Origin of the sequence: Salmonella sp. NW177 (genome assembly GCF_051811585.1) — a bacterium.
GTDB lineage: Bacteria > Pseudomonadota > Gammaproteobacteria > Enterobacterales > Enterobacteriaceae > Salmonella > Salmonella enterica.
The window spans coordinates 35,447-49,488 of the sequence record NZ_JAMMZV010000006.1; the positions used below are offsets into that span (position 1 = coordinate 35,447).

Below are 14,042 nucleotides of genomic sequence, written 5' to 3' on the forward strand. Positions count from 1 at the left end.
ATAGCTATCCTTATGATCGTCATTTTAATCTTATGTGAGTTCGTTGAAATCGTGTCATGGCAACAGATAACATCATCCTACGTAAAAAAAGAGGTGATGGAAGCGTGAGCATTTATAAGTCAAGCGCTGCAAATACTGAATGATTTGTCCGAAATAATGACGACTATGACCTCTTATTTAAAGTTGAGAATATCCTTATCTGTTACTTTAGGTTACGTTCAGATCAGGTAGGGAAAATATGTTTAATATTACTAATATACAACCTACGGCAAGGCATCAAAGTATTAGCAATGAGGCATCAACAGAGGTGCCTTTAAAAGAAGAGATATGGAATAAAATAAGTGCCTTTTTCTCTTCAGAACATCAGGTTGAAGCACAAAGCTGCATCGCTTATCTTTGTCATCCACCTGAAACCGCCTCGCCAGAAGAGATCAAAAGCAAGTTTGAATGTTTAAGGACGTTAGCTTTCCCGGCGTATGCGGATAATATTCTGTATAGTAGAGGAGGGGCAGACCAATACTGTATTTTGAGTGAAAATAGTCAGGAAATTCTGTCTATAGTTTTTAATACAGAGGGCTATACCGTTGAGGGAGGGGGAAAGTCAGTCACCTATACCCGTGTGACAGAAAGCGAGCAGGCGAGTAGCGCTTCTGGCTCCAAAGATGCTGTGAATTATGAGTTAAACTGGTCTGAGTGGGTAAAAGCGGCGCCAGCGGAAGAGGCAGCAAATCGTGAAAAAGCCGTACAACGGATGCGTGACTGCCTGAAAAATAATAAGACGGAACTCCGTCTGAAAATATTAGGACTTACCACTATACCCGCCTGTATTCCTGAGCAGATAACTACTCTGATACTCGATAACAATGAACTGAAAAGTTTGCCGGAAAATTTACAGGGAAATATAAAGACCCTGTATGCCAGCTGTAATCAGCTAACCAGTATCCCTGCCTCGTTACCGGATACCATACAGGAAATGGAGCTGAGCATTAACCGTATTACTGAATTGCCGGAACGTTTGCCTTCAGCGCTTCAATCGCTGGATCTTTTCCATAATAAAATTAGTTTTTTACCTGAAAATCTACCTGAGGAACTTCGGTACCTGAGCGTTTATGATAACCGCATAAGGACATTGCCAGAACATCTTCCGTCAGGGATTATCCGTTTGAATGTGCAGAGTAATTCGTTAACCGCTCTGCCTGAAACATTGCCGCCGGGCCTGAAGAATCTGGAGGCCGGCGAAAATGCCTTAACCAGTCTGCCCGCATCGTTACCACCAGAATTACAGTTCCTGGATGTAAGTAAAAATCAGATTACTGTTCTGCCTGAAACACTACCTCCCACGATAACAACGCTGGACGTTTCCCGTAACGCATTGAGTAATCTTCCGGAAAACCTCCCGGCAGCATTACAAATAATGCAGGCCTCTCGCAATCGCCTGGTCCGTCTCCCGGAGTCGTTACCCCATTTTCGTGGTGAAGGACCTCGACCTACAAGAATAATCGTAGAACATAATCCTTTTTCAGAACGAACAATACAGAATATGCAGCGGCTAATGTCCTCTGCGGGTTATCAGGGACCCGAGGTATTTTTCGCCATGGGCGACTTTTCAACTGTTCGGGTAACTCGACCACTGCATCAAGCTGTCCGGTGGTGGCTAACCAATCTCGAGGAGGAAGACGTCAACCAATGGCGGGCGTTTGAGACGGAAGTAAACGCGGCAGCCTTCAGCATGTTTCTGGATCGTCTTAGCGATACGCAGAACACCCGACACCCGGATTTTAAGGAACAAGTCTCCGCCTGGCTAATGCGCCTGGCTGATGATGGCGCACTAAGAGAAACCGCATTTTTTATAGCGATGGATGCAACGATAAGCTGTGAAGATCGGGTCACACTGGCATACCACCAAATGCAGGAAGCGACGTTGGTTCATGATGCTGAAAGAGGCGCCTTTGATAGCCACTTAGCGGAACTGATTATGGCGGGGCGTGAAATTTTTCGGCTGGAGCAAATAGAATCGCTCGCCAGAGAAAAGGTAAAACGGCTGTTTTTTATTGACGAAGTCGAAGTATACCTGGGTTTTCAGAATCAGTTACGAGAGTCGCTGTCGCTGACAACAATGACCCAGGATATGCGGTTCTATAACGTTTCGGGTATTACTGAGTCTGACCTGGACGATGCGGAAATAAGGATAAAAATTGCTGAAAATAGGGATTTTCACAAATGGTTTGCGCTGTGGGGGCCGTGGCATAAAGTGCTGGAGCGTATAGCGCCAGAAGAGTGGCGTGAAATGATGGACAAAAGGGCTGAGTGTATTGAAACGGATGAGTATCAGAGCCGGGTCAATGCTGAACTGGAAGCGTTAAGAATAGCAGACGACTCTGACGCAGAGCGTGCTATTGGGAAAAAAATAATGGAAGAAATTAATCAGTCACTCTGTACTGAGCTCATGGAGAATATATTGCTGAAAAAAGAGGTGAGCTCGCTCATGAGCGCCTACTGGCGGTAGCTGAACGCAGTTTATCAGAAGGGGGAGAGAGCCTGTTTACCCTTCGGTGTAAACAGGCTTCTGATAAGCGCAGCGTCGTCGGTAAACGGGCTTAACCCAACGCCTGTAGCGCTTTTTCCAGCGCATTATGTAATAACTGACGATCGTGGCGATAGGGGATATCGCTGGCCTCCAGCACTTCCTGAATCACCAGCCGATCGTTCACCGCACTGACGTCAACTCGCGGCCCAACCACTACTGCGTCAATGACTTTTTTGCCAATATATTGCTCCATCATCGCCAGCTTATCGACCAGCGTTAAACTGGCGGCGGGCAGACTCAGTTCGCGACCCAGATTGCCGATATACACCATTGGCGCTGGGGTGCGCCGCAGCGCCTGCGCCAGTTCATCCAGCAGCAGGCAAGGCATCAGGCTGGTATAAAAACTGCCAGGGCCAATCAGAATCAGATCCGCGTCATTAATGGCCTGTACCGCTTCCCGCGTCGCCGGAACGTTTGGCGTTAACATGATCTCCTGCGGCGGCGTCGCTAACTGATCGATATTCACCTCGCCATAAATATCATGCCCCTGATCGTCAATCGCCATCAGATCTACCGGTAGCTCCGACATCGGGATCAGCTGCGCGTCCACTTTAAGCAGATTACGAATTAAATTAATCGCTTCCAGAGGCCGCACGCTCAGGTGATCTAACGCCTTTAACATCAAATTTCCGAGGTTATGACCAGAAAGTTCGCCATTACCGCCAAAACGGTACTCAAACATAGCGGATGCGACGCTGGGTTCGGTAATTAACTGATTCAGACAGTTGCGCATATCGCCCCAGGCGATCCCGCCTTCCGAGCGGCGAATACGGCCAGTTGACCCCCCGTTATCTGTGGTAGTCACAATGCCGGTCAGGCGCGAACCTAATGAAGAAAGCGAGGAGAGGACGCGTCCTAATCCATGCCCTCCGCCGAGGGCAACGACACGATCAAGGTCAGCCAGCGTACGATTGCGCATAAAAATTCCTGAAGTCAAATAAGCAGCGCTACAGTAGCGCAAGTCGCGGGTTTTCAGCAATTAGCCGACCGGCTAAAAGACAATTAATTATTCCCGACTACCCCTTTATAGCGAGGGCGTTACCACGGCTAAATGATATATATCAATGTAAAAGTGTGATTTTCACGTATTCTGTCGCTAAATAGCACGATCATATCGCTATGTATATGTTTATATAGCGAAAGCGTGATGGCGAAATTGTCATTTACACGCTAGTATCGGCGTAACCACAGTAAACACTCTAGCCTCTGCACCTGGGTCATTTTTGATATGGTGCTTTGGCCGTGACAACGTTTAACGTTTGCCACCAGGGCGCAGGAAGAAATGACTCCGCCTCCCGTATTTGGAAAGGTGTACATGGCTTCACAACTTACCGATGCTTTCGCGCGTAAGTTTTACTACTTGCGTTTGTCGATTACCGATGTGTGTAACTTTCGTTGCACCTACTGCCTGCCGGATGGCTACAAACCTGGCGGCGTCACTAACAACGGTTTCCTTACCGTTGATGAAATTCGTCGCGTTACGCGCGCTTTTGCCAGTCTTGGCACGGAGAAGGTGCGTCTTACCGGCGGCGAGCCTTCATTACGCCGCGATTTTACCGACATCATTGCCGCCGTGGGTGAAAATGATGCTATTCGCCAGATCGCGGTGACCACTAACGGTTATCGACTGGCGCGCGATGCCGCGAACTGGCGCGAAGCGGGGCTGACGGGCGTCAATGTTAGCGTGGATAGTCTGGATGCGCGTCAGTTCCATGCGATTACCGGTCAGGACAAATTCCGCCAGGTGATGGCGGGCATCGATGCCGCCTTTGACGCCGGTTTCGAAAAGGTGAAAGTCAACACCGTGCTGATGCGCGACGTGAATCACCATCAGTTGGATACCTTCCTTGCCTGGATTCAGCCTCGCCCCATTCAGCTACGCTTCATTGAACTTATGGAGACGGGCGAGGGGAGCGATCTCTTCCGCAAACATCATATTTCGGGTCAGGTATTGCGCGACGAGCTGATTAAGCGCGGCTGGATCCACCAGCTCCGCCAGCGTAGCGATGGTCCGGCGCAGGTTTTTTGTCACCCCGATTACGCCGGTGAGATCGGTCTCATTATGCCGTACGAAAAAGATTTCTGCGCCACCTGTAATCGCCTGCGTGTTTCGTCCGTCGGTAAGCTGCATTTATGTCTGTTTGGCGACGGCGGCGTGAGTTTACGCGACCTGTTACAGGATGATGCGCAGCAATACGCGCTTGAGGAACGTATTTCCGACGCGTTGCGGGAGAAAAAGCAGACCCATTTCCTTCACCAGAGCAATACTGGTATTACGCAAAATTTATCTTACATTGGCGGTTAATCCTTAATAAGGAGATTTCAGATGAGTCAGGTCAGCGCTGAATTTATCCCGACCCGCATCGCTATTCTTACTGTTTCCAGCCGACGCGGCGAAGAAGACGACACCTCCGGTCATTATCTGCGTGATTCGGCGCAGGAGGCCGGGCATGAAGTGGTGGCGAAAGCCATCGTTAAAGAAAACCGTTACGCGATTCGCGCCCAGGTTTCCGCCTGGATCGCCAGTGATGAGGTGCAGGTCGTATTGATAACTGGTGGGACCGGTTTGACCGAAGGCGATCAGGCGCCGGAAGCGCTGTTGCCGCTGTTCGATCGTGAAGTGGAAGGATTTGGCGAAGTGTTTCGCATGCTCTCGTTTGAAGAGATCGGCACCGCAACTCTACAGTCGCGCGCGGTAGCTGGCGTGGCGAATAACACCTTGATTTTCGCCATGCCGGGCTCCACAAAAGCGTGCAGAACCGCATGGGAGAATATCATTGCGCCGCAGCTGGATGCCCGTACACGCCCATGTAATTTTCACCCTCATTTAAAGAAATAACGATGTCGCAATTAACCCATATAAACGCCGCAGGCGAAGCGCACATGGTGGACGTTTCCGCGAAAGCGGAAACCGTTCGTGAAGCGCGTGCGGAAGCATTCGTTACCATGCGTAGTGAAACGCTGGCGATGATTGTTGATGGCAAACACCACAAGGGCGATGTTTTCGCCACCGCCCGAATTGCCGGTATTCAGGCCGCCAAACGCACCTGGGAGCTGATCCCGCTGTGCCACCCGCTACTGCTAAGTAAAGTGGAGATTCAGCTTCAGGCCGAGCCGGAGCATAACCGCGTGCGTATTGAGTCTCTGTGCCGTCTGACCGGTAAAACCGGCGTCGAAATGGAAGCGTTAACCGCGGCGTCCGTCGCGGCGTTAACCATCTACGACATGTGCAAAGCGGTACAAAAAGATATGGTAATTGGTCCGGTGCGCCTGCTGGCGAAAAGCGGCGGCAAATCGGGGGATTTTAAGGTGGATGCGCATGATTAAAGTGCTTTTCTTCGCCCAGGTTCGCGAGCTTACAGGAACTGACGCGCTGGATCTTCCAGCAGATTTTTCCACCGTTGAGTCGCTGCGACAGCATCTGGCGACAAAGAGCGATCGTTGGGCGCTGGCGCTGGAAGACGGCAAGCTGTTGGCGGCGGTCAACCAGACGCTGGTCAGTTTTGACCATCCGCTGACGGCGGGCGATGAAGTGGCGTTTTTCCCGCCAGTCACGGGGGGCTAACATGCGTGAAACGCGAATTGTAGTCGGCCCTGCGCCGTTTAGCGTCGGGGAGGAATATTCCTGGCTGGCGGCGCGCGACGAAGACGGCGCGGTCGTCACCTTTACTGGAAAAGTGCGCAATCATAACCTGGGCGATAGCGTTAAGGCGCTGACGCTGGAGCATTATCCCGGCATGACTGAGAAAGCTCTGGCGGAGATCGTCGCGAAGGCGCGTTCCCGCTGGCCGCTGGGGCGGGTCACGGTGATTCATCGCGTTGGCGAATTATGGCCGGGCGATGAGATTGTGTTTGTCGGCGTCACCAGCGCGCACCGCAGTAGCGCGTTCGACGCCGGCCAGTTCATTATGGATTATCTGAAAACCCGTGCGCCGTTCTGGAAGCGTGAAGCCACGCCGGAAGGCGATCGCTGGGTCGAAGCGCGCGACAGCGACCAGCAGTTGGCGAAACGTTGGTAGCAGAATGTGATACGCTTTAGGGTATCATTTCCACACAGGAGTTCATCATGGACAGATTTCCACGATCTGATTCAATAGTGCAGGCACGGTCCGGCCTGCAGACCTATATGGCGCAAGTGTATGGCTGGATGACGGTCGGACTGTTACTGACCGCGTTTATCGCGTGGTATGCGGCTAATACGCCAGCCGTCATGATGTTTGTCTTTTCCAGTAAGATCACCTTCTTTGGCTTAATTATTGCCCAGCTTGCGCTGGTGTTTGTTCTGTCGGGACTGGTGCATAAACTTAGCGCCGGAATGGCGACGACGCTGTTTATGCTCTATTCGGCGCTAACCGGATTGACGTTATCCAGTATTTTTATCGTTTACACCTACTCCTCTATCGCCAGCACGTTTGTGGTGACGGGGGGAATGTTTGGCGCCATGAGCCTGTACGGGTACACCACTAAACGCGATCTTAGCGGTTTCGGCAATATGCTGTTTATGGCGCTTATTGGTATCGTTCTGGCGTCGCTGGTCAATTTCTGGCTGAAGAGTGAAGCGCTGATGTGGGCGGTAACCTATATCGGGGTGGTGGTGTTTGTCGGTCTGACCGCCTATGACACGCAGAAACTGAAAAATATCGGCGAGCAAATAGATACCCGCGATAGCGCTAATCTGCGTAAATATTCGATTCTCGGCGCGTTAACGCTGTACCTGGACTTTATCAACCTGTTCCTGATGTTACTGCGTATTTTTGGCAATCGCCGCTAATTATAGCGATCTCTTAAAATCCTGGCCCTGCGCCAGGATTTTTTTAGGACTATATTTAGGGCGAAACAGCATAAATATCTTAGAAATGTTTTCCTGCGCTTGCCATTCTTATCACCGTGATCATGTGAAGAGTGATAAATGACAAGTGGGACCTCTGGCTGCAATACGTATACGACAAATAGCATTTATTCCCGCGACAATGTTATCCCTTACCTATTGGTATACTGCGTTGGGACTATGGTGTACCGCCGGCATTATATGGTTAACGTTGTATACTCATTTTTTGATACCTCACGTTCAACCTGTTGTTGTTTTGTGGATATCAGCACTTTTGCTTGGCCTGGGGTATGGGACCGTTACCTGTCTTTCCCGCTTTGGCACTGTTGTCGCAACGTTGATATATATTGCCATCATTACGCTTACCGGCGTGTCATTAGCTTACCTTTTCTCAGGTAGCGCGACCATTTTCGTGATTGTTGGAATCATGTTTAGTCTTAATGCCTTATTTATTTTCTACCTGAATATCAGTTCTGGTCTATTCAGGCCGTTAATTTTCATGGCGGTAAGCGGGATCATCGCTGCGATAGTTGTCAATAGCCTGGTGGCCAGTAGCACTCTGGTCTGGATAGTCAGTGTGCTGACGGTATTGGTGTGGACATTGATTACAGCACTAGAAAAATCGACACTTCATGGTTATGCCCGCATGTTATACCACAGCGAGTTTTCATCCCTGTCTCGTTACGCTTTATTTGGCGCGCTGACGCTTTACCTTGGCATTATTAATGCTGTGGTTACGCTGTGTCGTTATATCATTTTGATGATTCTGGAAATACTATTATCTTTCAGGTCGTAGGCGTTGCAGGTTTTTTATTCAGGTTGGTGATGATGGGTATAATGAGTAAATTATGTGGCAAACAATTTTGGTTAGCGTTTTGTGAAGCTAAAGACGTCACTCGCGCCATTAAAAATGGCGGCGAGGATTTTAATCAGAAATGCCCGCCAGCGCTGATTTCTCATTTCATTACCGGATTGTCATGGGAACATTCATTACCCAATCCTGCGCCTGTTTGCGCGTTTAGTTTTATGCTTCTTGTGGGAGGTGTGTGCAGTGCGCATTTTGTTTTTGATAAGTTTATTCTATATTGGCCACTAAATATAATCATTTATTTGGGCAGTGCTATAGGTATGATGCTATGTGTTATGGCTGAGGTATGGCTTATTGCCAAGGGTTATATCCTGGGGTTGCGCCTCTGCGTTTTACTGTTTTTATTAAATATTATGCTCTGCGGTACTGGATTATTTGACGTGTTGTGCAATCAAAATAGCGAACTAAAAAGTGATCTGGTTATCGCGATTATTATGGTTGTGCTTTGCCGCTGGGTGATGAATGGCGAAACGTTTACGATGATGATTCGTTTCTGCCTGGGGCGTCGATTAGTGCGAGTCGCATTACAAAAATATCTCACCTCACAGACAAGGAAATGATAAGCCCATGAACCTGATGACGTGGCTAACAGGAAAAACACTGGCGGAGCTGGTGAAAAAAGGGCAGTTGATCCCGCCAGAAATTAAGTTACCTGTGTATCCGGCCAGCCACTACAAAAAAAACTGGTATGAACAAGGTATTCCTCACGGAGGCGTTATTGGGCTTACGGCGATTATGATGACCATGACATGGATCGTCAGTATAAACATGGTTATTGCGCAGTTTGAGCTGCACAATAAAAAGCATCTGGAGCTGGTCTTCTTTCTGGCCGTGGGCTATATCGCTTTTCTTACCCCGTCAAATCAGCTCCTGCTTAAAGGAAGAATGAGCGGGGTCATTATTTACCGCTATGCGCTATTACTGGCCATTATTTCCGTTACGTTGGCAACGTTCTGTACCCTGTCATCAGTATTCATGGGCGAGTTTCACGAAGTGCTCCTGCTGCTGTTTAGCTGGTCATTGCTGCTTTTTTCCCGCTTACAGATGAATACGTCTTTTTTCTCAGCATATGTTTATTTTTACCGGATAAAACGCGTTGTGCTGGAAAGCGAAAACGCGTCTGCTTAAATTTATTTCGCCATCGCCCGCTCGTTTTTCGCCCGCAGCTTCTTCGCCCGGCTCTCCAGGATCAGGTAGCACACCAGCGCCAGCAGCAGGGGAATAAAATAGTAAAGCACGCGGTACGCGAGCAGGGCGGCGATAATCGTGCCTTGCGACGTATGTTCGCCCGCCAGCAACGCGAGGAATACGGCCTCCAGCACGCCGATGCCTGCCGGAATATGCACGATGACGCCCGCGATACTGCTCACCAGCAGTACGCCCAGTACAAAGAAATAGTTCACATCCTGACCCATCAGCAGCCAGATGATGGCGCCCATCGCCATCCAGTTCGCGCTGGAGATCGCCATCTGCGCCAGCGCGAATTTCCATGACGGCAGCACCAGTTTCTGCCCTTTAATCGTCATATGCCGCCGCTTCGCAAAGGCGCAAAACCACAGATAGACCGCGATAATCAACAATAAAACGATACCGAGAATACGTAGCGTGCCTTCATCGATATACCAGTGGTCGGGAAGCTGGACAATGCCGAAGGTAAAAATGATGCCGCCAAGCAGAATATAGCCCAGCCAGTTAGTGGTAATGCTGAGTGAGAAAATACGCGTGATAGTACTGCCGGGCAACCCGAGGCGAGAGTATAGTCGGTAACGCATCCCGATCCCGCCGACCCAGGTGCTGAGCGTCAGGTTAAAGGCATAGCAGACGAACGATACCAACATCACCTGTCGCTTCGCCAGCTTATGGCCGCAATAAAGCCGTCCAAGCAGGTCGTAGCAGCCGTACAGAAGATAGCTAACGATCACCAGTCCCACAGCGCTTAAAAGCGCCGTGCGGTTATAGTCGCGGATGACGGTCCAGACATCGCCCCAGTCGACCTTTTTAGCATAAACCACCAGCAGAACGACGACCGCAATAAAAAACAGCCAGGTCAGCACTTTTTTAGCCAGCCGCCAGCGCGGATGCGATTTAGCCATTAGGGCTTCACTCCTGTATTTTCTGGATCAACGCGATCCTGGGTTTCCATTTCCGGCTGGGCAGGCGGGGGAACCTGCGCCAGATGCGGGGTATGCGCCGGTAGCCAGCCGACCAGCGCCGGGAAATGACGTAAAAAGTGGAACGCCAGCACGCTTTTGGTCAGGTTCCACCAGGTGCGTTTCGGCAGCATAGACTCATCGACCTGCTTACAATCGTTCACGATGATGCCTTGTAAATTATCGCGCAGGGTCTGGTTAAAGGTACGATCGTGAATGATCAGGTTAGCTTCAAGGTTAAGCGACAGGCTGAGCGGATCGAGATTACTCGACCCTACCGTGGCCCAGTGATCGTCCATCAGCGCCACTTTGCCATGCAGCGGACGGCGTCGGTATTCATAAACCTGCACGCCGCCCTTCACCAGATAGTTATAGAGCAACCGCGCGCCGACTTTGACTATCGGCATGTCTGGTTCCCCCTGGACAATCAGTTTTACGCTCACGCCACGGCGGGCGGCTTTACGCATTGCGTGGAGCAAGCGATAGCCGGGGAAAAAATAGGCGTTAGCGATAATCACTTCACGCTTTGCCTGGGTCAGCATTTTCAGATAATGACGTTCGATATCGTCGCGGTGCTCTTCATTATCTCGCCAGACAAACAGCGCCTGCGCTTCGCCGGGGTGACGGTTTTCTTCGGCCTGGTGATGGCGCTTCCACCAGCGGCGCGCAGGGCTTTGCCCCGGCAGATTCTCGACTTCGAATTGCAGGATATCGGCCACAACAGGCCCTTCGACCCGTACCGCGTAGTCTTGTTTCGCCTGCGGGCCGTAATCCGACATATGCTCGGCGGAGTAGTTAATGCCGCCGACAAAGGCAATACGATCATCAATCACCACAATTTTGCGGTGCATTCGGCGGAAGATATTGGTTCGCAACCCCAGTAGACGCGGGCGGGGGTCGTAATAGCGAAAAATCACGCCCGCTGAGGTTAATTCGCCGACAAACGCGTCGCTGAGATCGGGAGAGCCGTAGCCGTCGAGTAATACTTCGGCTTTTACGCCGCGCTGTGCGGCTTTTAGCAGAGCGGCATGGAGTTTTTTACCCACCTCATCTTCAAACAAGATAAAGGTTTCCAGAATGATTTTTTGCTGTGCCTGAGCGATAGCCTCAAACACGGCAGGATAGAACTGGTCGCCGTTTTCCAGTAGCTGAATTTGATTACCTTCACGCCAGCCGCATTTCATAGATGGATCTCCGCGCTAAGGGGGGCATGGTCTGATAAATGTCGCCAGTTCCGCAGCGGTAGCGCCGTAGGAGAACTGGCGTTCGCATTCTTGACGTAAATACGATCGAGTCGCAGCAGCGGCATACTCACCGGGAATGTGCGCGCCGGTCGGCCATGGGCACGGGTGAATATTTCCTCCAGCCCGGCCGCGTTTAACGGCGGGCCGGCCTTTTGCCGCCAGTCATTAAAGTCTCCGGCCACCAGCACCGGTTCTGATTCCGGCAAGGCATTCACCCATCCCGCCAGCATGGTTAACTGCGCCTGGCGGTGGCTCTCCCGCAGGCCGAGATGTACGCACATGACGTGGATAGGGCGGTTGAGCATGGGCGGCGTAATGCGGCAATAGAGCACGCCGCGTTTTTCGCTACCGCCGACCGAGACGTCGCGATTTTCATAATGTTCAATGGGATAGCGAGAAAGAACCGCGTTACCGTGGTGGCCTTCCGGATAGACCGCATTGCGGCCATAGGCGAAATCGCTCCACATGGTGTCGGCCAAAAATTCATAGTGGGTAGTGTCCGGCCAGTTTTCGATATGCAGCGGATGTACTTCATGCGCGCCCATCACTTCTTGCAGACAGACGATATCGGCACCGACCGTTCTGACGGCGTCGCGCAGCTCCGGCAGGATGAAGCGTTTATTAAAGGCGGTAAAACCTTTGTGCGTATTAATTGTGAGCACTTTGAATGAAAAATTTCGCGTGTGTTGAGTCATTTTCTTCCTGTCCGCGTCACTATCCTGATTGAAATAGTGTAGTCGTCGTCACAAAAAGATGCGGTCTTACGGAATTTTCCGTAAAGTTCGGTACTCTGAATAATGAGAGAAAAATGCTTCAGGAGAAAAGCCATGAAGTGGCAACAACGCGTTCGTGTCGCAACCGGCCTCGGTTGTTGGCAGATTATGTTGCATTTACTGGTAGTGGCGATGCTGGTAATAGGCTGGATGAGCGGCACATTAGTGCGCGTCGGCCTGGGATTATGCGTGCTTTATGGCGTGACGGTACTGCTGATGCTGGCGTTGCAGCGCCATCATGAGCAACGCTGGCGCGATGTGGCGGATGTGCTGGAAGAGCTGACTACCACCTGGTACTTCGGCACCGCGCTGATTGTCCTCTGGCTGCTATCCCGCGTATTGCAAAACAATGTCTTGCTGGCGCTGGCGGGGCTGGCTATCCTGGCCGGGCCCGCCGTGGTCTCGCTACTGGCGAAAGATAAAAAGCTACATCACTTTGCGTCTAAACATCGCATACGCCGCTGAACCCGTGGTGGCCGCTATCACCAGTAGCGGCCACAAACTTCCCCAGACAATCCCCAGACTCGCATCCTTAAGATAAATTTGCTTGGTAATATCAGTAAAGTGGCGGATAGGATTTATCCACGTCAGGTTTTGCAGCCAGACTGGCATATTTTCCACCGGCGAGACATAACCCGAGAGCAAAATCGCTGGCATCATAAAGACAAAGACGCCGATAAACGCCTGCTGTTGCGTGGCGCAAAGCGATGATATCAGCAAGCCAAAGCCTACCAGCGACAGCCCGTAAATCACCATCGTGAAATAAAACAGCGCTAATGAACCGGCGAAGGGAATTTGGTATGCCCAAATGCCGATAGCCAGCACGATCGTGGCCTGGAAGGTCGCGACAATCAGCGCCGGCACCGCTTTACCAACGAAAATCTGCCAGGTGGTGAGCGGAGAGACCAGCAGCTGATCCAGAGTGCCTTGTTCACGCTCGCGGGCGACGGACAGCGAAGTGACGATCATCACGCCAATAGTGGTGATCATGGCGATCAGCGAGGGCACCACAAACCACTTGTAGTCCAGATTCGGGTTATACCAGTTGCGTACCACCAGTCCGCTATTGTTGGGCTTTGGCTTGCCGTCCATCAATGTCTGCTGATACTCCTTGACGATCTGTTGCAGATAATTGGCGGCGATTTGCGCGCTGTTGGAGTTACGTCCATCAAGAATGAGTTGCATCGGCGCAGGCTGGAAGGTATCCAGATTCCGCGAGAAATCCGCCGGGAAGCGCACCAGCAGCAGCGCTTTTTGCGTATCGATAGTCGGCTGGATCTCCTGCGGACTGTTCAGCAATAGCACATGGGTAAACGCTTTCGCGCGGGCAAAGCGCTGGGTAAGTTCTACCGAATGTTTGCCGTTATCTTCGTTATAGATGGCGATAGTCGCGTTAGTGACTTCAAGCGTCGCGGCGAACGGAAACAGGATGACCTGAATCAGCACCGGCAGAATCAGGATCGCGCGCGTTTGTGGTTCGCGTAAAAGCGATTGCAGTTCTTTGCGAATTAACGTCCATAAGCGATGAAACATGTCCGTCCTCTCAGTCCAGTTTGTAGGCCTGATAAGCAAAGCGCATCAGGCATAATACC

At 50.9% G+C, this 14,042-nt stretch carries 16 protein-coding genes, 1 pseudogene and 1 riboswitch; of the genes and pseudogenes, 12 read left to right on the forward strand and 5 right to left on the reverse strand.

Features of this window, described 5'->3' with window-relative positions:
- The first annotated feature begins 56 nt into the window (after positions 1-56).
- Both NA986_RS16820 and slrP read left to right on the forward strand, forming a co-directional pair.
- A pseudogene (locus tag NA986_RS16820) lies at positions 57-231 on the forward strand (hypothetical protein).
- 7 nt (positions 232-238) lie between these two features.
- Positions 239-2,506, forward strand: coding sequence for an SPI-1 type III secretion system effector E3 ubiquitin transferase SlrP (gene slrP / locus NA986_RS16825; RefSeq protein ID WP_079940935.1), 2,268 nt, complete (start codon positions 239-241; stop codon positions 2,504-2,506).
- 91 nt (positions 2,507-2,597) lie between these two features.
- On the opposite strand, the gene yvcK is transcribed toward slrP, so the two are convergent.
- On the reverse strand, positions 2,598-3,506 hold the full coding sequence (yvcK, locus tag NA986_RS16830) for a uridine diphosphate-N-acetylglucosamine-binding protein YvcK (RefSeq protein WP_070794038.1): 909 nt from the start codon (positions 3,504-3,506) through the stop codon (positions 2,598-2,600).
- 264 nt (positions 3,507-3,770) lie between these two features.
- Positions 3,771-3,915, forward strand: a riboswitch (molybdenum cofactor riboswitch).
- Here yvcK and moaA point away from each other — a divergent pair.
- From moaA to NA986_RS16875, 9 genes are all read left to right on the forward strand, one after another.
- Positions 3,903-4,892 carry a GTP 3',8-cyclase MoaA gene (gene moaA, locus NA986_RS16835; RefSeq protein ID WP_000168180.1) on the forward strand — a complete coding sequence of 330 codons (990 nt, stop codon included), beginning with the start codon at positions 3,903-3,905 and terminating at the stop codon, positions 4,890-4,892. (Overlaps the previous riboswitch by 13 nt.)
- Positions 4,893-4,913: 21 nt before the next feature.
- A complete protein-coding gene (gene moaB / locus NA986_RS16840; protein ID WP_000084604.1) occupies positions 4,914-5,426 on the forward strand; it encodes a molybdenum cofactor biosynthesis protein B in 513 nt (170 codons plus the stop codon).
- 2 nt (positions 5,427-5,428) lie between these two features.
- Entirely contained in the window at positions 5,429-5,914 is a 486-nt protein-coding gene (moaC, locus tag NA986_RS16845) for a cyclic pyranopterin monophosphate synthase MoaC (RefSeq protein ID WP_000080894.1), read from the forward strand.
- Complete coding sequence (gene moaD, locus NA986_RS16850; protein ID WP_000598596.1) at positions 5,907-6,152, forward strand: molybdopterin synthase sulfur carrier subunit; 246 nt, start codon at positions 5,907-5,909, stop codon at positions 6,150-6,152. The genes moaC and moaD overlap by 8 nt, the downstream gene beginning before the upstream one ends.
- A gap of 1 nt (position 6,153) precedes the next feature.
- Positions 6,154-6,606: a molybdopterin synthase catalytic subunit MoaE gene (moaE, locus tag NA986_RS16855; RefSeq protein WP_001209384.1), complete on the forward strand. Its 453-nt coding sequence runs from the start codon at positions 6,154-6,156 to the stop codon at positions 6,604-6,606.
- A 47-nt stretch (positions 6,607-6,653) separates the two neighbouring features.
- Positions 6,654-7,358, forward strand: coding sequence for a Bax inhibitor-1/YccA family protein (locus NA986_RS16860; protein ID WP_000373611.1), 705 nt, complete (start codon positions 6,654-6,656; stop codon positions 7,356-7,358).
- A gap of 145 nt (positions 7,359-7,503) precedes the next feature.
- On the forward strand, positions 7,504-8,211 hold the full coding sequence (locus tag NA986_RS16865) for a Bax inhibitor-1 family protein (RefSeq protein WP_023216742.1): 708 nt from the start codon (positions 7,504-7,506) through the stop codon (positions 8,209-8,211).
- A gap of 23 nt (positions 8,212-8,234) precedes the next feature.
- Positions 8,235-8,843 carry a hypothetical protein gene (locus NA986_RS16870; RefSeq protein WP_077957245.1) on the forward strand — a complete coding sequence of 203 codons (609 nt, stop codon included), beginning with the start codon at positions 8,235-8,237 and terminating at the stop codon, positions 8,841-8,843.
- A gap of 7 nt (positions 8,844-8,850) precedes the next feature.
- Positions 8,851-9,411 (forward strand): hypothetical protein, encoded by a 561-nt coding sequence (locus tag NA986_RS16875; RefSeq protein WP_001052196.1) that lies wholly within the window; start codon positions 8,851-8,853, stop codon positions 9,409-9,411.
- Between the two features lie 2 nt (positions 9,412-9,413).
- On the opposite strand, the gene NA986_RS16880 is transcribed toward NA986_RS16875, so the two are convergent.
- Genes NA986_RS16880 through NA986_RS16890 form a run of 3 tightly spaced genes read right to left on the reverse strand, consistent with a single transcriptional unit; the run spans position 9,414 to position 12,372 of the window.
- Entirely contained in the window at positions 9,414-10,376 is a 963-nt protein-coding gene (locus NA986_RS16880) for a lysylphosphatidylglycerol synthase transmembrane domain-containing protein (protein ID WP_001129817.1), read from the reverse strand.
- Positions 10,376-11,617, reverse strand: a complete 1,242-nt coding sequence (gene clsB, locus NA986_RS16885; RefSeq protein WP_000649639.1) for a cardiolipin synthase ClsB — start codon at positions 11,615-11,617, stop codon at positions 10,376-10,378. The genes NA986_RS16880 and clsB overlap by 1 nt, the downstream gene beginning before the upstream one ends.
- Entirely contained in the window at positions 11,614-12,372 is a 759-nt protein-coding gene (locus tag NA986_RS16890; RefSeq protein ID WP_000192039.1) for an endonuclease/exonuclease/phosphatase family protein, read from the reverse strand. Before NA986_RS16890 ends, clsB begins: the two co-directional genes overlap by 4 nt.
- Before the next feature lie 132 nt (positions 12,373-12,504).
- Between NA986_RS16890 and NA986_RS16895 the strand changes: the two genes are divergently transcribed.
- Positions 12,505-12,915, forward strand: a complete 411-nt coding sequence (locus NA986_RS16895) for a YbhQ family protein (protein WP_000871970.1) — start codon at positions 12,505-12,507, stop codon at positions 12,913-12,915.
- Here NA986_RS16895 and NA986_RS16900 read toward each other — a convergent pair.
- A complete protein-coding gene (locus NA986_RS16900) occupies positions 12,877-13,983 on the reverse strand; it encodes an ABC transporter permease (RefSeq protein ID WP_000469052.1) in 1,107 nt (368 codons plus the stop codon). The two genes, NA986_RS16895 and NA986_RS16900, sit on opposite strands and share 39 nt — an antisense overlap.
- Positions 13,984-14,042: the final 59 nt, after the last annotated feature.